This is a genomic window from Patescibacteria group bacterium (genome assembly GCA_041665345.1).
Classification (GTDB): Bacteria; Patescibacteriota; Patescibacteriia; order PEXW01; family PEXW01; genus JBAYJA01.
Genome location: JBAYJA010000003.1, coordinates 115637 through 135683 on the forward strand (window position 1 = coordinate 115637; position 20047 = coordinate 135683).

The following is a 20047-nucleotide window of genomic DNA, read 5'->3' on the forward strand; positions in this document are numbered from 1 at the left end:
GGGCTTAGCTCAGGAACGTACCGGTGCCAGAGAGGATTTTCCCATCGCGCACGTAAATGGTTTGGGAAGCGTAGTGCACGTACTCCATGTTGTGGGTGACCATGATAATGGTCAATTTCTTTTCTTCATTTAGTTGTTTAAAGGTTTGCATCACTTTTTCCGCAGACTCCGTATCCAGGTTGCCGGTTGGTTCATCGGCGACGAGGATCGAAGGGTCATTCACCAATGCACGGGCGAGCTGGACTTTCTGCTGCTGACCACCAGAGAGTTCGGAGGGAATAAATTTTGCCCGCTGATCCATGTCAAACTTTTTGAGCAGCGCCATGGCGCGTGCTTCCCGTTCACTCCGTTTCACGCCCATGATTGCTAAGGGGAAGGCGACGTTGTCCAGCACCGTGAGCGAGCGAATCCAGTCTGACTTCTGGTACACAATCCCAATGCGGTGCAAGCGAAAGCGCGCCAGGTCGTCTGGTTTTTTCAGATCCAAGCGTTCACCCGCGATGGTCACCTGTCCACTCGTGGGATGCTCCAAGCCCAGGAGGGTATGCAACAGGGTAGACTTCCCACTGCCAGACGGGCCCAGGAGAATCACAAATTGCTCCGGCATAATTTCCAGCGACACATCTTTGAGAATACGCACGGGCTCTTTGCCCAAGCGGAATTCTTTAATGACATTTTTGACCGTGATGAGCGGCTTTGTGGCCATAGTACTAGTGTAGCAGGCGTTCCCTATCCACCGAAGAGGTTCCCAACGCCTCCAAGCCAGGAGAAGGTGTCTTCCAAGTTGCCAATGACGATTTGCAGGAAGGATTGGCGAGCACGACTGGTGAGAATGCTGTAGCCTTGGGATTTGGATTCATTTCCTGCTTTATCTTTTGAAACCACCCGGAAGTGGTAGGTCTTGGCTGGCGTGAGGCCACCAATGACCACTAGGTGGTCGCGGACGCGCTCGGCATTTTCATCGGTCTCTGCGCTGTAGCTGGAACCAGAGAGGCCTTCACCGTACTGCACCTGTGAGCTGGTGGGCTCATTGGTCTTCCAAGAGACGATAATTTGGATTTTTGCCGCGTCACCAGAGCCCACGGTATTGGACTCAGATTTCACTTCGCTGATAACAGGCGGCGTGGTGTCTTCCAAGGTGCGGAACTTGTTTTCGCCAGAGACGGCTTCGTAGCCAAACTGGTCGCGACCACGGACTTTGAACTTGTACTCCGTGGCGTCTTCCAGACCGAAGACCAGAATGCTATGCTCCCGAACCAGCGAGCTGTTGCCCTGGGTTTTTGGAGCAGCATTCTCATTGTAGTACTCCACTTCTGAGGTCGTCTGCACGTTTGTGGTCCACTTCACTTCTGTCTGCCCCTCTGCTTTGTTCTCCGCCGAGACCGTCAAAATCTTTGGGAAGGTGAGGGTCGTGAAGTTGTAGTCGTCCGATGCGATTGGGTTATCGGCTCGGTCCACACCTTCCAGGCGGAAGTGGTAGGTGGTGGAGTCTTTTAAGTTTTCCAATTTTACAGTATGCGTACTGCTGAAGCCGCTAGCGGCGGTGTAGGTGAAGCCGTAGTCTGTCGTTGGGCCGTACTGGATAATTGCCGTTGCTTCTTTGGTTGATGTCCAGGAAATGATGGCATCGTTTAACCGGATGTCGGTAATTTTCACATTCTCCACGCGGGGCGCTTCCAGGGTGGTGAATTGGCCAATGCTGGAGTAGGCAATGTTCTCATCAATGTCAATGCTCTTCACCCGGAAGAAGTATGTGGTTTTTGGTTGCAAGCCCGTTACCCGGACTTCATGCGCGTCAATCTGGGTTGCCGTGCCCTGCTCTTTGGAGAGCGCGTCAACCGTCGTTCCAAACTCAACGAAGGACGAGGCAGTACGTTCGGTGCGCCAGGTCACGACCGCAGCAAAAGAGTCTGGAGCGACTATTGGCCCCTCCACAATTGGTGGCGGGCTAGTGAACCGACCTTCGGGCTGCTCGGCTACGATGCTGGAATTTCCAGAGAGTGCGCCGCCAGTGCCAACCGCGCGGAGGAAGTACGCGTACACTTTGGTGCTGTCCAAACCAAGGTCCAGGTAGCCCAGCGTTTTGTTGGTTGCAATGCGGCTGTAATTCGTGGGTGGTTCATCGGTTGTGGATGGGCCATCACAATTCGTTGCAGTTGCTGACTCTTTGGTACAGCGGTAGATGGCGTACTGCTCCACGCCTGAGCCCTTGTCTGTGGGTTCGTCCCAGGTGAGGGTTACGGAGTACCGTTTGGTGGAGCGATCAGAAGAGTCAATGGCTTGCACGCTGCCCGGCGCACCGGGTGCCGTGGAGGTAAAAGTGAAGTCCACTGATGCGACGGCTGTGTAGTCAATATTTCCAATTGCATCGGCGGCAATCAGGTAGAACGTGTTCGTTCCTTGCTTGGTCGCAGCCGAGAAGGCGGCCAGGCTTCGGTCCGCGGTTTGCGTGGTGGTGGTCCAGCCACCATCTGGGCTGGGGGTGGCGCTGCCGGCGGTGTTGTAGCCACACGTATCTGCTGATGGCAGTTCATTCAAGGTGTAGCAGTACCGGAGTATGTCCGCCGCATCGCACGGCGTCTGCCCCAGACAGCTACTGGGCAAGCCCCAGGAGAAGGAGAAGGTATTATTATCCGTTTGGCTCGTGGGAGTCACCACCAAGCCCTGCGGTGCTGCCGGCGTGTTCCCAGAGAAGTAGTAGTTCACTGGTGCGTAGGCAGAGGAGTAGTTTCCTGCTAGGTCACGGCTCCGCACTTTGAAGACGTTGGCTCGCGCTTGGTAGGCTTGGATGTTTGCAATGGAGAGGGTGGCTGCGCTAACGCAGGTTTCGGTCGCACCAGGACCTTCGGTGGTGTAGCAGTACTGGTTGATGCCCGAGCCGCCGGTATCGCTCCCCGCAGTCCAGGTAAAGCCAAAACTATTCAGTGACGAGTACCCAGCCGGGGTAGCCACAATGCTCCCTGGCGCGCTGGGGTTTGCCACGTCTACTTGGAAGGTGAAGCCCGTCACTGCCGCGTCGGTCACGTTGGCATTGCGATCCCGGGACATGATTTTCAAGTAGTACGTGCCGGAGGTGAGCGCGGTGGAACTTTGCGACGCCGCATTCCAGCTACCGGTCACGCCGTCACCTGCAACTGCGTAGTAGTGTGAGCCACTGACGTGCGCCAGGTTACTGGCGTTGCACGCCGCACCAGACGGATCCGTGCAGCTGTTGTCTGTCCCAAAGTAGACGTAGAAGCCTTCCAAACCAATGCCACCAGCATTGTCACTCCCCGTCCACTCGAAGTAGGGTGTAGCATCATTGGTCCAGTCACCTGGGTTGATGCTGACGGTCTTCCCATTATCGGTGTACGCTCCGGCACTCACTGGGTTCGTGGGGTCAGTGCCGTCGGTGTAGGATGACCAGGTGACGTCGTAGATAGTTGGCGTTGCTACTTGATCTGAACGGAACGTGATGCGCGCTTGGCCGTACCGTGCCAGCGTGGACGCCACCGTGGACGTTTTTACAGTTCCCACTGGATGGGTGTTTGTCACCGCAGTCCACGAGCCCCAGTGACTATCCGTGGCGCTGGCTGCGCAACCCGCGTCGCTGCACGTTCGGGTTTCCACGGTCATGGTTGTGTTCGTCGCTTCAGCCGCATTCACCGCAATGCCACCGAAGCCGTACAGCCCTGCCCCAAAGTCCAGAATTTCTGAGGTCCACTGGCCAAAGTCTTCGTAGCCCGTGCTCGCAGTAGCTACAATGTAGCGGTCAATGGCTGACGTGCTGGTGCCGCGGTTTCCCAGAATCACGTTGTTCGTGGTCATGACTAATTGGCCATTGGTGTACGTCTGTGGCACTGCTCGAGTGGTCCATACCCCGTTCGAATCGCCGTCTGGGTCTAAGACGTACATGTTCGTGTTCGTGGTACCTTGTGGTACGAGGATGTTTCCCTGTCCATCTGCCACGCATGCATCAGCACCCACAAGGACAGCTGGGGCGCTCTCCACTGTTGCAGCGGCATCCCACGTTTCCGTACCAATATTGAAGCGGTATATATTTGCCTGACTATTGGCACGTGTAAGGTAGATGTAGTCCGTTCCACTCACGTTGATGCGTACGGCACATGAACCGCTCCCGTTGAGGACGGGAATGGTGGAGGCCACCGTCGACCACGTGTTTGTGGAGATGACGTATTTGTAGTACGCCGTCGTGCCACCCTGAGCCGTGTAGATGGTGTTTGTGCCGTCCCACACCAAGTCTGCGCCCGCAGTTGGTTCACCCGGTGTGTTTGCTAAACGGGTCCACACATCGGTCGTTGGGTTGTATCGGTAGAAGAAACCAACGTTGTCACCTTGCGCTTCGTTTCCTGTCAGTACGTACACACCATCGTAGGAATCTGTACCGTGGTTGACGTACTCCGCATCGGCACCCGTGGAGAGTGTGTGCGGAACGTCTGCTTTGCGGAGCCAGGCATTCGTGGTTGGATTCAGCTGCCACCAGTCACTAAAGGTAACGCCCCGACCAGCGTAGACGTATCCAGTCTGCGTATCATAGGCCATTGTGCCTGTGCTAAAGCCAGCGGTGGAGAAGCCATGTGGGATAGCTGTGCCTTTCCAAAGGTTCCGCGTAATGTCAAAGGCTAGAACCGTAGCTTCAACGTTGTACCCACGGAGCGAGTACAAGGTGTTTGTGGCGGTATCGTAGGCCAAACCTTGTTCGCTCCCTTGACCTTTGATCGTTGGCAACGTTGGCATGCTTGTCCAGGTGCTGGTGCTCAGGTCAAAGCGGTAGAAACCATTACTTGCCGTACCTCGGATAAGGTAGAGGTAGGAGCCCACTCGACGAATAGCCGCGCCGTCACCTGTCCATACTGGGATGTTCGTGGTGTACGACCAGGTGACAGCTCCACTGGAGGCGATAGTACCTTTCCAGAAGTGGGACGTGTTGTTTCCACGGGTGGCGTACACGCAGCCACCGGCTGCAGTGCAGGCGCCGATGTTCGTTGGAACGTAGGATAACGCGCCGCCCAGGCCAACTGTTTGGTCCACGTCAGAGCGTTGCGTCCACACTCCTGTTCCCAAGTTGTAACTGTAGAATCGGGTGCTGGGCGCCGTGCTGCCACCCAGGAAGTAAATCGTATCCGACCCATTGTACGCCAGCGATGCGCCATTCGCGGCAGTGAGTGGAAGTACAGTAAGTGACCCAGCGCCAGGTGAGGCGGCGGTCCAGGTATTGGCGGTAATGTCGTACCGTCGCCACTCCGTCGTCGTCGCGCCACGGGTGGCAAACACGCAGCCACTTGCGTCAGCGCAACCGGTTGCTCCGCTGGAGACGAACACCGCGCTCGCACCCGTGTTCACGGCGGCACCATAGTTTGTTTTTGCGGTGATGACCTTGGTGTTGATGTTGTAGTGGTAGAAGGTTTGCTGCCCAGCTCCACGGAGAATGTACAGGCTGCCATTTCCATCACCCACAATTGCCGCACCGTTGCTGACTGCAGCTGGGAGCGGTGCCTCACTGGACCAGGCGCCGTTACTCACTGCTGAGAGCTGCAAGGCTGTGCCGCTGCTTGCATTGGTGTTCACATCCGTTGCCGTGGTGCCGGTGTAGGCGAAGTCAGCTTGGCTGCTCCACTGCCGGGTTGCGGCTGGGCTAATACCCGTGTAGGTGTAGAGGAAGAGGTTCGCAGCACTACTCACATTTCCAGCCACATCCTTGGTAGCAACGCGCAAACAGTACTGTGTCCCATTGACCACGCTACTGTTCACCGTATAGGTTGTGCCGGTTTGAAAGTAGTCTTCGCTGGTAGAAGGATTGAATGTGCTGCAGCTTGCGCCGCTAGTCCAGGCGACGTAGTAACCAGAAATTGGTGACTCAGTCTGTGCGGGTGGAGTGAATTCAAAGTATGGGTTGGTGGCAAACGTCGTGGCAGGCGTAGCTAAGGTTGTGGTCTTTGCGCTGGAGGTCCAAGCGCTCACTGTTGGGTTTGCAGGCGCCGTGCTGTCTTTCTCGTAGGTGATAGTGAAGTCATCCAGCACGGGTGCGTCATCCCCAGCGGCAGAGTTCAGCTGCGCTTTCACCTGGATGTAGCGATTAGCAGCCGAGGCAATGGTCGTGCCGCTCACGCTCGCCCAGGCGCTCCAGCTGGCGCCGTCGTCGGACGACCGGGTTGAGAAATCTATAGTATTACCATTCAACGTGGCGTTGCTGGTCAGTGACGTGAAGGAGCTGACGTAGTGCAGATCCATGGGCGCGGAGACCCAGGTGGCGGCGGGGATGTACGCATCCGTTTCAAAATTGAATTTGTGAATGCCGTTGAAGTTTTCACCGCGCATGAGGTACATGGTTCCCGCCGCGTTCCCATGCGTTACCCCATGGGAGCGACCCAGCCGAACCGGCGCATCCGCAGCACGTGACCAGGAGTTACCGCTCATGTCGTAGCGCCAGACTTCTTTACTCATCTTCCCAGGGAAGACGTAGAGGTTATCTGTTCGGTCGTACACCATGGTATTGGTGTACTGTGCCCCGGCAACGTTTGTGCCTGGCGCTGTCGGCATGTTGGTTAACTCGTCCCACGTGTCGCCGGCAATGTTGAATTTCAACAAGACGCCGCGGCCATTGCCAATGAGCGCGTACACATCTGTGGCGTCGGCCACGTCGGTCCGATTGCTTGCCAACGCAGCGCCGTAAGACACGTTCAGGTACGGCTCACCATTTGCGTTAATGGCATTTTCCGCGGCAAACGTCGGTGAAGGAAGAGCCTGGCCGTCATAGTAGGAGAAGAGGACACCGCCATTGCCGTGGAGCAGGTAGAAGCGATTGTCAGCAGTGCAGGCAATATCTGCGCCAGCGCCAGCAGCGGCAGGAGCAGTAAGCGTACTGAAGGCTTGATCCAGTGCTGCGTTTATGGGGAAGTTATACACTTGCGTATTGGTGCTGCCACCGCCACGGACAATGAATAAGTTTCCGCTTCCGTCGTAACACATTGCAGAGCCGGTTGAAAGCGCAGCAGGCGTGCTACTCACACTGGCTGCCCAGGTTCGGGCGCCAATCAGGTACCGGCGAATGGGAGCCGCCGCATTTGCTTGCGCCACGAATAGGCAACCGGACGCGTCGCTGCAATCTGCTCCGTTTGGTACGTAAGCGATGAGATTATCACCCGTAGTACTGGTTGCAGCTTGCGTGATGATTGCGTCCCACTTTGGCGTTCCCACATCGTACCGAACAAATTCTGGAACACCACCCAGAGTTGCGTACACGTACCCATTGAGGTAGATCATGGATGCGCCTGCTGCGGTGGCCCGTTGGGTATTTTCCGTCGCGGCGGCATTCGCATCCCAGGTGCCACCCGAGCCAGAAATCGTATTCACATCGTATTTCACGAATTCCGTGTTCCCGCCGTTGAAGACGTAAATGTCGTCATTCGTGTTATCGAATGCCATGGCACTGCCCGCTGCGATGTTGCCAGTACCAGTGTACGAAGGAAAATTTTGAAAATTTGTAAACCACTGCTCAAGTGCAAGGTCGTAACGGAAAAAGAAACGGTTACTACCCAGAACGCTATAGATACACCCCGTTGTGCAGTAGGTATCACTCCCGATGGTGAATGCAGTGTCAGAAAAGATTAGGGGGTGTGACGTGGTTGCGTTTACCGGGTCTGGCACGGATGTACCACTGGACCAGGCATTTGTCTGCGTGTCGTAAATGAAGAAGCCTGATTGCCCACCGCCTTGGACTGCGTAGAGTTTGCCATTGTTCCCGCTTTCAATGTCCGCGCCACCCTGTGCAGAAGTTGAGCCCCATACATCTGGCGCGTTGCTTAGCGTGGACCACGTGTCCGTGTAGATGTCGTACTTGAAGAATGCGCCGGTTGCGTCTGTCGTAGAAAGTCCGTCATTTCCGTTGATCGCGTAAATCGCGCCGTCGTAGTAGGTGATGGCGCTGCTATAGAGGAATGGCGTGGGCGCATCAGCAAGTTGCTTCCAGGTGTTCGTGTCTGGGTTGTACCGGAAGAAGTCAGGTTGCCGACCACCAACAATCATGTATACGTAACTACCATCAGTGGTCAGGTCCGTACCAATGTCAGCTGGTTCCGAAGCCAGACCGTAGTTCCCGCGGAGGTTTTCTGGAAAACCCGGCGTGCTGGCATCCCAGGTGCCAACCCCGCCGCTTTTGATGGTCAAACTCCCTGGGGTGGTTGCAGTGTCCAGGGTGTTGTTCCAAAATTCTCCCGCTTCCCAATCCGCTTGGCTAGAGACAACTCGCGTTTCCGCAACGGCCAGGATGCTGCGAACCGCAAAGATCATGCCTAGCGCTCCGAGGACAACAACTGCAGCCACGGTATAGCGTCGGTGATGTTCTTGGATCGAGATTTGCGCCTTGGTTACCTGTGGTCGGCTATTTCTGATGCTTGAAACAATTTTTGTAGCGTACCCTCGTGTTTTCTGTAAAAACCCCACGAATGTCAACGTTGTATTGTTGCTGGTACGCTTGTGGAAAGACCGGGTTTTTAGCGGAATTGACAAAGTAACCGGTTTTTTCGGTTTCTGAGGAGCTCGAGGGGTTTTTTTAGCTAATTTCAGCGAAAAATTTGACTTTTTCAGGCCTTTTTTCGCTGCTTTTTTGCCGTTTCGTGCCGACAAGCTAGAACGGGGCATGGGATTTTGGTGTATTTTTAGCTAACTTTAGCCAAAATTTTACGCAGAAGAACTTCTACTAATTAGTAGGAATTATAACCAATTTTGGCTGGAAACTGTATGTATATTGTATAACAAAAATCGACTTTTGTCAAATATTGATAATCTCCTATTTCACCAACATTCCGTCCCCAAAGGAGAAGAAACGCAGCTTCTTGCGGATTGCCTGCTGGTAGATTCTCATGAGTTCTGATCGCCCGGTCAGGCTAGCAACCAGCATGAGCAAGCTAGACTGCGGAACGTGGAAGTTCGTTATGAGTCCATTCACCATTTGGCATTTGTAGCCTGGTTGAATGAAGAGGCGGGTTTCGTCATTTCCTGCCTTGAGTTTGCCATTTCTGACAGAAGACTCTAGGGCTCGGGCAACGGTGGTGCCCACGGCAATGATTGGACGGTTTTGCAGCTTTGCTTTGTTCAGCGCCTGAGCAACAGTAGGCGAAATGGCAAAAGTTTCTGCATGGAGTTTTTTGGTTTTGAGTTTTTCCGGCGTCAGCGGGGCAAAGGTGCCAAGATTCACGTGGAGCGTTACGTATTCCATGCCAATCCCTTGTCGCTTCAGATCAGCGAGCAAACGTTTGGTAAAGTGTAATGACGCCGTGGGCGCGGCCACGGAGCCGCTACGTTTGGCAAAGATTGCTTGGTATTCTTTCTTACGCTGAGCTTCAGTTAACGGTGAGTGCTTCAGGTACGGCGGTAGCGGCGTGCTGCCGAATTTTTCCAAAACCGTAAAGAGTTTGGTAACTGGAAACGACGGTTTGAGGATGTACTCACCTTTCGCATGTCGAATCACCGTGAAGGAGAGTTGTTTCGCCAGGGTCAATTGTTCGGCAGCACCCGCCTGGCTCGGCTGACCTCGCTTGGCGGGCAGGGACAGCAGCCGATCAGCCAGCACGCGTATATTTTTTCCAGCTGTGCCAACGTAGAGCACGCGAACTTTGCCTCCGGTTTTTCGCGTGAGGGTCAGCCGGGCGGGAATGACTTTCGTTTCATTGAAAACGAGCATGGCATTCTTTGGCAGGTATTTTCCAAGATTTCGAAAAGTGTCAAATTGTACATGCTTGGTTTTCCGGTCGTACACCAAAAGCCGGCTGCTGTCCCGTGGCCGCGCTGGGGTTTGGGCAATCAGCTCCTTGGGGAGTGTATAGTCGTACTGCTTCACAATACGTACAAAGCTCTTTGGGGCTTGACGAAATGTGTTAGGCATAGTTCAATAGTGGGAAACCAACAAGGAGGTTTACAGTGTTTGAAGTGCTTACGTACTGCACGGTTGCAGTCGTTTCAGTCGTCATTCTGTTTCTGGTTGGCCTGGGATGCTTCAGTGGTATCCAGATGCTTGTGCAAGGAATGCGTTGCAGGGATTGGCGCAGCATCCGCGAAGGACTGTGGTGCGCGGCTGGTCCAACGCTCTCGCTCATTTTCTATGTTCCAGTAGTAGGACGGCTCGTGTCCTAAAAAGCATAGCTCCTGGATTTCCGGGAGCTTTTTATTTGTAAGTACATTGGTTAGAATTTTTGGACATAGAGTCGAGATATATTACGGTTGACCCTTCCAGGGTAGTAAGAGTATAGTACAGAAAAGGAAAAATACATTGAAAGCATGAGGTACGTATGAGTCTGTTCGGTATTTTGTTTGTGCTGAGTTTTAGCGGCACGCTCTATGGTCTCATTAGCTGGTTTGCTTGCTTGAGCTCATTGCAAGCAAGTACAGGTTCAGCCAGTGATGCAGAGTTGAGGCAATTACGCGCAGAGGTTCGCAGGTCAAAGTTCATTACCATTACGTGTCTGGGTTGTGTAGTAGTGAGTTTTGGTATTTTATTGATTCGCGCCTTTCCGTAAGAATCGTAGTTATTATTTGCCACGACGTAGATCGTGGCTTTTTTATTTTTTTTCTTTTACCACAGCCATCCCATTGCTATTGACAGTTTATGCGCGCGGTATAATACTTAAATACTTAAAACGTCCATTCAAAAAGTGAGGAAAAATATGTATCACGGCGTCCCAATAAGTTTTGGGGAGGGACTTGCCCTCATTGGTATGATTGTCGGCGCAATCGCGATTACCATTGGCGGCCTTTTTGTCGGAGAAGACGGTTGGTTGGAATGGGATAGTAAACTTGCGACCAAAGTTCCTTCCACTGCAGCAACGCTGCTTGTCGTTGGATTCATTATCTTCGGGGCAAGTATTTGGTATCTGTTTTCCATCTACCAATGACAAATACAGGCAATCTTTTTTCAAGAGCTCCAAATGGGGCTCTTTACATTTTTCCATGCACAATGAGTTGTCGGTACTCTGCCACCAGCGTATTGAAGAAGAAGAGATTGTGCTGGGTGAGCAATGTCAGCCCAGTAATTTCTTTCGCACGCAAAAGGTGGCACAGATATGCGCGGGAGTAGGTTTTGCAGACAGCACACTGGCAGGTTGGATCCAGTGGTTTTTTATCATTCAGCAACGCTCGCTTGGATACGTCCAGTTTTCCTTTGCTGGTAAATGCCGTGCCATGGCGGGCATAGTGCGTGGGTACAATGCAGTCAAACGTGTCCACGCCGGATTTGATTACTTCAGGAATGTCTTTGATATGACCAATGCCCAACAAGTGCCGCGGTTTCGCCTCAGGGAGTTCTGCGTTGACCCAGCTGAGCATTTGCCGCATTGTTTTCGTGCTGCCGCCAAACTCCCCGCCTATAGCAAAGCCATCAAAGGGTAAGCTCGCAATGAATTTTGCGCTGGAAATGCGTAAATCTTTAAACGGTCCACCCTGCACAATTCCGTACAATGCTTGTCGCGAAGTTTTTTCTTTAAGACAGACTTTTGCCCAGGCGTGCGTTTTTTCCAATGACGCCGCGTGGTAGGCGTGGCTGGCATGGGGTGGCGGGCACTCATCAAAGGCCAGGATAATGTCCGCGCCCAGTTTTTGCTGGATGCGGATGGACATGCGGGGACCCAGAAAAAGTTTTTTGCCATCAATGGGTGACTGGAACCAGACACCGCGGTCGGTGATTTTCACGCGTTGCGGTTGGCGGCCAAGATTCACTTTTGCTCCATTTGACTTGCTCACTTTTCCCACGCCCAAATCTCGGCCGAAGCCCAGACTAAAAACTTGAAAGCCGCCGGAGTCAGTCATGAGCGGCACTGGGAGTTTGGAAAAAGCGTGCAAGCCGCCGTGCTTGGCTACAATTTTTTCGCCTGGTTTTAAGTGAAGGTGGAAGGTGTTGCAAATCGCCAATTGCGTGCCCGTGGCGCGAACCTGGTCAATGGTCAGGGCTTTCACCACGCCCTGCGTGCCAACAGCCACAAAGGCGGGTGTCTGTACCGTGCCGTGCGGGGTTTTTAGCACGCCCAGCCGTGCCTGGCTCCGCTTGGATGTTTTCGTGATACGAAAGGTGATCATGAAAATATCCTAGCATAAAGCGCAGGCAGAGCCGCCCGCACTTGATAAATACCCAAGGGCGGCCCACTGTGGCCGCCGGAATGATAATCATGCATGCCCCTCATGCATCTCGTCCCATTTCCATTCTCGATCTTTGTTGTTCTGCAATTTTTGCAGAATAGCTTTTTCCATATCAATATTGAAGACACCAGCTAAGTGCAGGACACGTTGGATGACGTCACCCAGCTCTTCAGCAAAACCGTGCGGGCCGTCCAGTTTTTTGTGTCGGTACGCTTCGTATGCTTCACTCACCTCGGCATGGATGAGGGCAATTTTTTCCGCCACATGCACCTCGTCCGGCTGTGTGCCAAAGCCTTTCTGCTTTGCTTGCTCCAGAATGAGAGCGGTGAGTTCTTGAAGTGAAAGTTTTTGCATGCACCTCTATGTTAAGGACGAAACCCCTGCTCCCGCAAATGGGTAATGGGCAGGAACAGTGGTTCAGGTAGTTTATCCCAGCCAAACCATTCCCAGCGCTCGCACTTCTCAGGTTCCAGAACTTGCGGCTCTTTGCTCACCCAGTCAGCAATGACGTACAAGGTAATGTAGTGCTTTCCTTCGTTTTCGTGGACATCATTGGTGTATGGCCCGCGGCGGAGATTGGCTATTTCTACCCCACACTCCTCAGCCACTTCTCGCAAAGCGCATTCTTCCGGGGTTTCACCATACTCCAAATGTCCCCCTGGAAAAGCCCACGTTCCATTACCGTGGAGACTCTTTCGTTTCTGCAAGAGGACCTTGCCATCTTTCATGACAATAACCCCAACGCCTACACGAGGTCGATTTGTAGGTACCACATCAGCCATACAATTATTTGTTGCGTTTGAGAAACGCCTCAAACGCGGGAATGAGGTTTGGGATGAGATTGTACTTTTGGAAGTCTTTCGGATCAATCCACTGTGCGTCATCATGGTCTTGGCTCAGAGTAACTGCGTCAGTGCTCGTTTCACACACAAAAAACGTTGCCACCACTTGCCAGGGTTCACCTTTGACCACTGGCCGCCACTCATCTACATGGAAAGGTTGGCCAAGGGTTACTTCCAAACCTGTCTCCTCCCGGATTTCTCGGCGCAGGCTTTCATCAAAGCGTTCACCGGGTGGAATGCGGCCGCCCACAATGTCATACCGGGCGGCATTGGTACCCTCCTCATACTTTTTTGACTCACGGAGAATAAGCACCTTTCCATTGAAGGTGATGAAAGCTTTCATGGCCACGAAGATTTTTGGAGTCATACAAATAGTGTACAACAAAACCGGGCGCTTGGGGCAACCCGGTTGTGTAACGATCCATTGGGAATTTTATCGCCTTTTCCAATGTCGAGAGCCAGTGACCAACGGCTGCGGGTGGCGAGGTTCTGCGTGTGGCGCTTTTGGGGTTTCAGAGATTCTTGTTAGATCATTGTTGAGAACCACGATGTCCATGCTGGCCAACTCATCCGCGATGTACGGCTGGTTAGGTATGGGGTTGAGCAAGAAAATGGGCTTCTGCAGGTAGAACGCGTACTGCATTTCCCCAAAGGTATTGGCGCCAATGTAGTTTTCGATACTGTCCTTCAGTACATTAACCACCAGGATTGCATCCGCCGTTTCAATTTTCCGCATATGTTCGCGAATGAGATCCAAATCTTTCTTGGCTTGCACACGATGCGTAGAATTTTCGTCCCAGTAGTTCACGCCCTCTACGAGGATTGGCACCTGGCAGCTATGCCCAGCGTTTCGCAGTTCTTGGGCAATAGCCTGCATAAAATTGTAGAATTTCAAAGACCCACAAATGACGATATTCACATATACTCCTTCCAATTGATTTTTCTTTTCTTGACCTTATGCCATTTCTACCTTTTTGCCAAGAGGAAGTTCTGGATGTAGTTTTCTGCTTCAGACAGCGTTTGATATTCACCTACGGTGAAATATGGATTGCCCCGTACCATAAGCGAAAGACTTCGGTCTGGGCCGGGGCGGTACAAACACAACGTAGGCTTCTGCAAGCGCTCCGCAGTCGCCAGTTCATACCCCACACCCAGGCTGGGCGTGGTCACTTCTGCCACAACCACGTCAGACTGTTCAAGCCAGCGTAGGTCTTCAGTGTAAATTTCTTGGATGGTTTGGGTGTCCTCGCGTTTGGTGGAACGTTCCAAATCACCCACATGCTCCGTCAGCACCTGGCCAAATTGTCGCAGATATGAAATGAGTCTTTGGTAGTGTTCCCGATCTGGCAAGCCGCCGCGGATGGAACCCGCGAAGTAGATGGTCATTGGTTTACAAAATATTCCGCCAAAGGTTCAAACACGTGCTCCGACCACCCGACCTTGTGCTCTCGGGCTTCTTTGGCGTTTGGCAGGTTCGCATGCGTGAGTGTCACTTTGGTGCCGGTTTTGGTCTTCGCAAAAGTGTAGCGCACTTCGGACGGTTCCCACGCCTCAGCCCACTCAGTTGTTTTCCACGTGTACCCAAGTTCTTTGCCGGGCTTGTAGGCCAAAACTTTGCCGCTCACCCAGCCGTCAAACATGGCAAAGCGCCCGCCGACTTTTGGTTGGACAATTCCCTCACCGCTCCAGGCAGCAAGTTTCCTACTATCCGTAAGTGCGTCAAAAACTTCAGCTGGTGAAGCATTGAAGGTTGCGGTGAGAGTGAATCTATGTTGCTGTTTTTTCGTTCTCAAAGTAATCATTCTCCACAAAATTGAACTTAAAGGCCACGTAGCAAAAGTCTTCTTTGCTCAAATTTCGAACTTCGTGCACATCATTTGGTTCAACAATGAGCACGTCGCCCACCTGGAGTGGGATGACTTTTCCATTGACGCTAAATTCCCCCGCGGTGTTCAGGAAGTAGAAGATTTCCGTCTGCTGTTTGTGGTAGTGGTTTTCCGCAACCTGCCCAGGCGCAATGCGGAGCTCTTGAACCAGTAAGCCCGGTTGCTGCAAATCTTCCGGCGTGGCGTAGATGCGCTTACTGTAGCCGGGTTTGTGCTGCCAAGGAGTTTGTGATGCAGGAATGTGGCGCATAGTGCCCTTACCATACCGTTTCAGCTTGGGTGGAGCAAGCCTTGCTCATCCGCCTCTACCAGGCTACGCTGACGCATATGGAAAATACCCTAACAACCAAAAAGTGCGTTCCGTGTGAAGGCGGCGTACCCACGCTGACGGATGTCGAAGTGCAGAAGTTACTTCCGCAGGTGCCAGAGTGGAAAGTGGTTTTATCAACGGAAGACGGACAACATGTGGCTACACTCCAACGGGAAGTGAAGTTTAAAGACTTCCGAGAGGCAATGGCCTTCTTGCGGAAAGTGGAAGAGGTGGCAGAAGCCGAAGGTCACCACCCAGACTTTTCCGTGCACTATAATAAGGTCCACTTCACCTTGTGGACGCATGCTATTGGCGGCTTGCATGAGAATGACTTTATTCTCGCTGCGAAGATTGACAAAATACTGATTGCAGTTTAAGATAGGCAGCCCTGAACATTGAAAAGTGAAATCCTATAGATAGAGAGAGGGAACATGATCCTCAGCGCACAATCACTTCGTAGCCGTGCTTTTGTCATTCAGTTTTTCGCCCTCATGGCAGAGTTCGGGCACGAAATTCCTTGGCTGCAGCCATTACAGGGCTTACAATATGCTACAAACCGCGAGCATTTTCGTGACCAACTTTTGCAAAGACTATGTCGGCACGATGAAGAAATTGTCCCTCTGCAGCTTTTGACTCCTGATCGATCGCGAACGTTTGTTGGTAGCATCTTGCATTTTCCACGATCACCCGAAGTATTCCAAGACCCCAAGAACCGCCAAATCGCTGCTGCATTGAATGAGCAAGGCTATCAGTACATTTCTTGTCTGCAAATTAGGGACGTTCATCGTCAAAGTGGACATGGGAATGTGTTGATGCGTCGCGTCCTTCGCTCCATTCGCAAAGAGCAAGGGCAAGTGTGGGGAGTTGTATCGCAGCTACCAATTTTGGCTTGGTATAAAAATTTAGGGGCGACCGTACACAGTTCTTTTGAAAATCAAGACAACCTTTGGATTGTCTCATGGCCAAAAGATGCATAATGTATTACTGACCACACACTCGTGTGGTCTTTTTTTACGCTACGAACATCGAGTACACTAGCTCATCCATGCCAAAGCGGAAGTGATTCCGAAGTACCGCCTCCTGCTCCATGCCCTTGGTAGCAAAGAAGTGCTTCAGGTGCTGGTTGTCTGCGTGGATGAGGGAGAAGACTTTGTGTAATCTGCTGTTGCGCTGGTGGAAATACCAGTCTGCTTCGGCGAGGGCAGCGTCAAAGAGCTGCTCCTTTATGCCCACGGGGTCAGGGTAATTCCGTAGCACGGCCAAGCGGGTCACTTCTGCCACGCCGTGGTGTGCCGCGCCTTGGGGTCGCCAGGAGATAATGCCAATAACCCGCTCATCATCCAGAGCAATGCGCATGTGCTGGTGCCGGCATTCGCCCTCAAAAGCATCTTTGGCTTCTTCCAAGGAACTGAAGCGATACTTTGCCATGAAAAGGCGAGCAATAGCGTCTCCGTCATTCGGGGTAGGTCGGCGCACAGTGATCATGATTTTTCTTAGGTTAGATTTTTTTGCGGAGAGTGCAGTATAGCGAAGCGTGCGAAAAAAACAAGTCACAGAGGAATTACAGTGCTGTATTAAAATATTTTTCAAAATAAAAAACGGGTTACCTTTGCAGGTAACCCGAAATGTGCGAATGACGTATTGCCGATAGTTGCTTACTGGATAGAGCCAGTAGCATTGGGCTGGTCTGGCTGCGACCGAGGCTTGCCCGCACCCAACTTCTCAATTACCTGAGCAAGCGGCGTGCCAGCAATCATCGATTTGATTGACTCTAGGCCACCTTGGCCAAGCAGAAATCCCAGAGCGCCCCCAGCTTCCGGCAGGTGTTCTGCGAGCGCAGCTAGTACCTGCTTGTCGCCGAGACCCTCAAGGGCTTCAATGAGTCCGGTCTGAATTGCACCAAACTGCTTCGCCACGGCATCAGCACCTGCACCAACGAGATCTTTTTGAATGCTGGCAAGTTCTTGCTCAAGCTTCACGCGCAAGGCATTCTTGCCTTCCACGATTTCCTCTTGCAATTCCTCGTCGCTCTTCAATTGATCGCGTTTTTGATCCGCAGCCTTCTTGTCGCGCTCGCGTTGCTTGTCCGCTTTTTGGTCAAGCACCGCATCCTCGTTATTTCTCGCGAGTAGAGCAACCTCGTGCATTTTCTCAGCCTTGTCTTTCGCGATGTTGTGGTCAACTTCGTTCTGTTTCAAGCCAAGTTCTGATTTTCGGATGAGCGCTGCTTCGTCGAGCTCCACCTGTTCATCAGCCACGGTATTACGTAGCTTGTTCGACTCGAGTGTTGCTTTCAGGTTTGCATCACTAATCTGTCGGATGACTGTTTCGCGCTGAGATTTTTCCATCACGCCGGCGACATCGTCGTCGGGTATAGCGATTTCCAGAACCTCAACTTCATCAACGAGCATGTTGTTCGCCAACTTCAATCCTGTGCGGTGCTCTCCTTCTTTTTTCGAACCGAGAACGACATCACGCACAAAATCCGGAATGATCGGCTGCAACTCCATGAGCGACTTGGCACGTGCGGCAGCCCGAAGGCGACTTCGCAAGTGGGTGTAGAGCAAGCGGACGTAGTTGCGGTGGTCGAACCACTTGTACTGCTCCTCCCTGGTTTCACCTCTGAATGTCACACCGTAGCTGACATCCACCTTGATGGTAACGAAGTCAGAGGTTTCCAAATCGATGCGATCTGTAACCCGATTGCCGCTGACCCGAAGGAAGCAGGTTTCTACCTTCCTTACTTCGGACTTCGGCCGGCCAGCGCTCAGCGTGAGCTTCTCAAGCCACTCTTCGTAGCCGAGGAGCTCCGTACACGGTCCAATAACCACCCGACGGCCTTCTTTGCTGGTGACCAGCACTGCTTCATTATTGGGAATAATAATGGAGAGTGCCCACGGCGTTTTGACGATTTCCGTGTCAGACACCATTTTGTGTGGCTCAGCGCGGCCAATCATCAGGTTCCAGGCCCGGCCCGGAACGCTACGGTGGACGTGCTTGTGCTTGCGCGGATCAAGGAGGAGCTTTTTTTCCCCTTTGACCAGTTCAATCTGCCCAGTCTCGACATTCATCACGTAGACGCCACTTTTCTGGTCGACACCAATGGCTTGGACGTATACCTTCGCGTGGTCATTCCCAATGTGGGGAATGCGCGATTCAGGGTCAATGACCTCGAATGAGTTCGATGGTACTAAATATGCATCAAAACCCGCGATGAAGACCTCGTCACCCTTCAAGAACGTGACTTTGTCCAGCACGTTGCCGGGCAAGCCCTGGGGGAGTTCCTTGGTCAGATCATCTTTGGAGATTCGCTCCGCGATGATGCGGACGAGTAAGCCACGATCGCTGCGCAAATGGTACGCATCGTACACCCGGTTGCGTGAGCCCTTGGTCTGGAATCGATCGTACGGTCCAGGGAATACGCGGCCCGGTCCTTTGTGGATTTGCGGTCGTCCATCGACGTCCAAGAGGACGCAGTATTCAGTTGGGCCCAGGACCACGGCTTGGCGTACCAAACGCGGACCTTCAGCGATCAACTTCAGATCGTCAACGGCAACACCACTGATAGTTCCTTCCTGCAGGTTGAGGTCAGGTTCCTCAAATAGTTTTGCCGATTCCACCATTCTGGTGAGTGTAGGTGTCGGCAGCTGCTCAAGAGCGTACTTGATGGCATTCTGGTCAGTGTAGGAGCTTTCTCTTGCTCTCTGGACGTTCTTTAGAAACATCGACGCTTGGTCGGTTGGCAGCATTGCTTTCAAGCCGAGGACGTCTAGTTCGCCGGCTTGCACTTTTTTTTGGAGTCTGCCGATAATTACTGCCGGTTCAATCCCGGTTGTGGCGTAGGATGGTCCTCCGCGTTGAGCCGATGATCCTTTCGTCGCAGCAGCATCAGCGCTTTGACGTTCGAACTTTTCCAGGAGTTGACGCGCCATATTTGGCGTCACGGGTCGGCCGGAATCATCAATGGATGTATCCGGGACAACTTCTATGCCGGTTGGCGGAATGTAGATCGGCGTTTTGGAACCCGGGATGACAATCTGCTGGCCAGTTCTTAAGCGTACCGCTGGAACTGGCTTCGCTGTTTCATTTGCCTTCGGTTGATTGTTTGCATCACCAACCGGGGGCTTGTCTTCTCCTTCCACGTGTTCAGTGGTTCCATCGCTGGGCTCCACCTTCTTCCCTTCTTCTCCACTCTGAACAAGAGGTGCAGCCAAGGCTGTTGCATCGGCTACTGCGGCCGTAATGGTCGCACACTCTTGTGTGAGCGAGAAGAATGGTGCTTGCTCATCAACACTGTGTTCATCGATGACACGGGCAATGAGGTATTCGTTCGATTGCAGCTCGTGCATCGGCCGAATTTCAATTCGCTGCCCAGGCCATATTGGGAAGTATCCCTCAGTCAGGACTTTTGTCTTGCCGTAGTTCAGCGCCTCGAGACTGTTTTTGTCAGCGGTGAACTGCCCATTCGGGTAGTTTTCTTTCAACGCCTTTACGGGGTTGTGGACGACTGCATACACACCAGGCCTGATGGTTACGAAGTCCTGCACCGCTTCAGCGAGACTCGCGGCGACAATAAGCCGGCTGGGGTTCTCTGGATCCTGTCTCAAAAATACGTCGTCATCAGTTGGCGTAAGCCGACATGGACCGACGTACATCCGCAAGCCGCCAGATTTCTCATCTCGGCACCATGCGAATTGACCGGGTTGCAACGGGATTTGCTTTACATCCGCGGGTAGTGGCATTGCTGCTCTCCTTGTGTTTGAATTGTGAAAAATGCATTCTTCACATTACATTCCTATGCAATGTGGTTATTTGTGTTTGACTGGCAATCTAACCAAATATAGAGGATTTTGTCAAATCCTGGGGCTTTTGGATAAAGCGAG

At 52.6% G+C, this 20047-nt stretch carries 17 protein-coding genes; 4 read left to right on the top strand and 13 right to left on the bottom strand.

Annotated elements, in window-relative coordinates:
• Positions 1–4: 4 nt before the first annotated feature.
• The 3 genes from WCV85_05320 to queA all read right to left on the bottom strand — a co-directional run bounded on the left by WCV85_05320 (position 5) and on the right by queA (position 9883).
• Positions 5–706, bottom strand: coding sequence for an ABC transporter ATP-binding protein (locus WCV85_05320; protein MFA6474271.1), 702 nt, complete (start codon positions 704–706; stop codon positions 5–7).
• Between the two features lie 23 nt (positions 707–729).
• A complete protein-coding gene (locus WCV85_05325; GenBank protein ID MFA6474272.1) occupies positions 730–8508 on the bottom strand; it encodes a fibronectin type III domain-containing protein in 7779 nt (2592 codons plus the stop codon).
• 280 nt (positions 8509–8788) lie between these two features.
• Positions 8789–9883, bottom strand: coding sequence for a tRNA preQ1(34) S-adenosylmethionine ribosyltransferase-isomerase QueA (gene queA / locus WCV85_05330; protein ID MFA6474273.1), 1095 nt, complete (start codon positions 9881–9883; stop codon positions 8789–8791).
• Positions 9884–9918: 35 nt separating this feature from the next.
• On the opposite strand from queA, the gene WCV85_05335 reads away from it, so the two are divergent.
• Positions 9919–10131 (top strand): hypothetical protein, encoded by a 213-nt coding sequence (locus WCV85_05335; protein MFA6474274.1) that lies wholly within the window; start codon positions 9919–9921, stop codon positions 10129–10131.
• A gap of 530 nt (positions 10132–10661) precedes the next feature.
• Positions 10662–10889, top strand: coding sequence for a hypothetical protein (locus WCV85_05340; GenBank protein MFA6474275.1), 228 nt, complete (start codon positions 10662–10664; stop codon positions 10887–10889).
• Between the two features lie 43 nt (positions 10890–10932).
• Here WCV85_05340 and tgt read toward each other — a convergent pair whose 3' ends face one another.
• From tgt to WCV85_05380, 8 genes are all read right to left on the bottom strand, one after another.
• A complete protein-coding gene (gene tgt / locus WCV85_05345; protein ID MFA6474276.1) occupies positions 10933–12066 on the bottom strand; it encodes a tRNA guanosine(34) transglycosylase Tgt in 1134 nt (377 codons plus the stop codon).
• Between the two features lie 87 nt (positions 12067–12153).
• The gene (locus WCV85_05350) at positions 12154–12480 is read right to left on the bottom strand and encodes a hypothetical protein (protein ID MFA6474277.1); all 327 of its coding nucleotides are present in this window, start codon (positions 12478–12480) and stop codon (positions 12154–12156) included.
• A gap of 11 nt (positions 12481–12491) precedes the next feature.
• Positions 12492–12908: an NUDIX hydrolase gene (locus WCV85_05355; protein ID MFA6474278.1), complete on the bottom strand. Its 417-nt coding sequence runs from the start codon at positions 12906–12908 to the stop codon at positions 12492–12494.
• Between the two features lie 4 nt (positions 12909–12912).
• Entirely contained in the window at positions 12913–13335 is a 423-nt protein-coding gene (locus WCV85_05360) for an NUDIX domain-containing protein (protein ID MFA6474279.1), read from the bottom strand.
• A gap of 66 nt (positions 13336–13401) precedes the next feature.
• The gene (locus tag WCV85_05365) at positions 13402–13887 is read right to left on the bottom strand and encodes a hypothetical protein (protein ID MFA6474280.1); all 486 of its coding nucleotides are present in this window, start codon (positions 13885–13887) and stop codon (positions 13402–13404) included.
• A 47-nt stretch (positions 13888–13934) separates the two neighbouring features.
• Complete coding sequence (locus WCV85_05370; protein MFA6474281.1) at positions 13935–14354, bottom strand: nucleoside 2-deoxyribosyltransferase; 420 nt, start codon at positions 14352–14354, stop codon at positions 13935–13937.
• Entirely contained in the window at positions 14351–14761 is a 411-nt protein-coding gene (locus WCV85_05375; GenBank protein ID MFA6474282.1) for an SRPBCC domain-containing protein, read from the bottom strand. Before WCV85_05375 ends, WCV85_05370 begins: the two co-directional genes overlap by 4 nt.
• Entirely contained in the window at positions 14736–15104 is a 369-nt protein-coding gene (locus tag WCV85_05380; protein ID MFA6474283.1) for a cupin domain-containing protein, read from the bottom strand. Before WCV85_05380 ends, WCV85_05375 begins: the two co-directional genes overlap by 26 nt.
• 41 nt (positions 15105–15145) lie before the next feature.
• Between WCV85_05380 and WCV85_05385 the strand changes: the two genes are divergently transcribed.
• Positions 15146–15541 carry a 4a-hydroxytetrahydrobiopterin dehydratase gene (locus WCV85_05385; protein ID MFA6474284.1) on the top strand — a complete coding sequence of 132 codons (396 nt, stop codon included), beginning with the start codon at positions 15146–15148 and terminating at the stop codon, positions 15539–15541.
• A gap of 54 nt (positions 15542–15595) precedes the next feature.
• Complete coding sequence (locus tag WCV85_05390; protein ID MFA6474285.1) at positions 15596–16141, top strand: hypothetical protein; 546 nt, start codon at positions 15596–15598, stop codon at positions 16139–16141.
• A 34-nt stretch (positions 16142–16175) separates the two neighbouring features.
• On the opposite strand, the gene WCV85_05395 is transcribed toward WCV85_05390, so the two are convergent.
• Entirely contained in the window at positions 16176–16592 is a 417-nt protein-coding gene (locus tag WCV85_05395; GenBank protein MFA6474286.1) for a hypothetical protein, read from the bottom strand.
• 227 nt (positions 16593–16819) lie between these two features.
• Complete coding sequence (locus WCV85_05400) at positions 16820–19906, bottom strand: hypothetical protein (protein MFA6474287.1); 3087 nt, start codon at positions 19904–19906, stop codon at positions 16820–16822.
• Positions 19907–20047 lie beyond the last annotated feature (141 nt).

Bases quoted from the DNA above. Each gene is read 5' to 3' on its own strand.
- WCV85_05320 (MFA6474271.1), bottom strand. From the start codon at position 706: ATGGCCACAAAGCCGCTCATCACGGTCAAAAATGTCATTAAAGAATTC.
- queA (MFA6474273.1), bottom strand. From the start codon at position 9,883: ATGCCTAACACATTTCGTCAAGCCCCAAAGAGCTTTGTACGTATTGTG.
- WCV85_05340 (MFA6474275.1), top strand. From the start codon at position 10,662: ATGTATCACGGCGTCCCAATAAGTTTTGGGGAGGGACTTGCCCTCATT.
- tgt (MFA6474276.1), bottom strand. From the start codon at position 12,066: ATGATCACCTTTCGTATCACGAAAACATCCAAGCGGAGCCAGGCACGG.
- WCV85_05350 (MFA6474277.1), bottom strand. From the start codon at position 12,480: ATGCAAAAACTTTCACTTCAAGAACTCACCGCTCTCATTCTGGAGCAA.
- WCV85_05355 (MFA6474278.1), bottom strand. From the start codon at position 12,908: ATGGCTGATGTGGTACCTACAAATCGACCTCGTGTAGGCGTTGGGGTT.
- WCV85_05360 (MFA6474279.1), bottom strand. From the start codon at position 13,335: ATGACTCCAAAAATCTTCGTGGCCATGAAAGCTTTCATCACCTTCAAT.
- WCV85_05370 (MFA6474281.1), bottom strand. From the start codon at position 14,354: ATGACCATCTACTTCGCGGGTTCCATCCGCGGCGGCTTGCCAGATCGG.
- WCV85_05380 (MFA6474283.1), bottom strand. From the start codon at position 15,104: ATGCGCCACATTCCTGCATCACAAACTCCTTGGCAGCACAAACCCGGC.
- WCV85_05390 (MFA6474285.1), top strand. From the start codon at position 15,596: ATGATCCTCAGCGCACAATCACTTCGTAGCCGTGCTTTTGTCATTCAG.
- WCV85_05395 (MFA6474286.1), bottom strand. From the start codon at position 16,592: ATGGCAAAGTATCGCTTCAGTTCCTTGGAAGAAGCCAAAGATGCTTTT.
- WCV85_05400 (MFA6474287.1), bottom strand. From the start codon at position 19,906: ATGCCACTACCCGCGGATGTAAAGCAAATCCCGTTGCAACCCGGTCAA.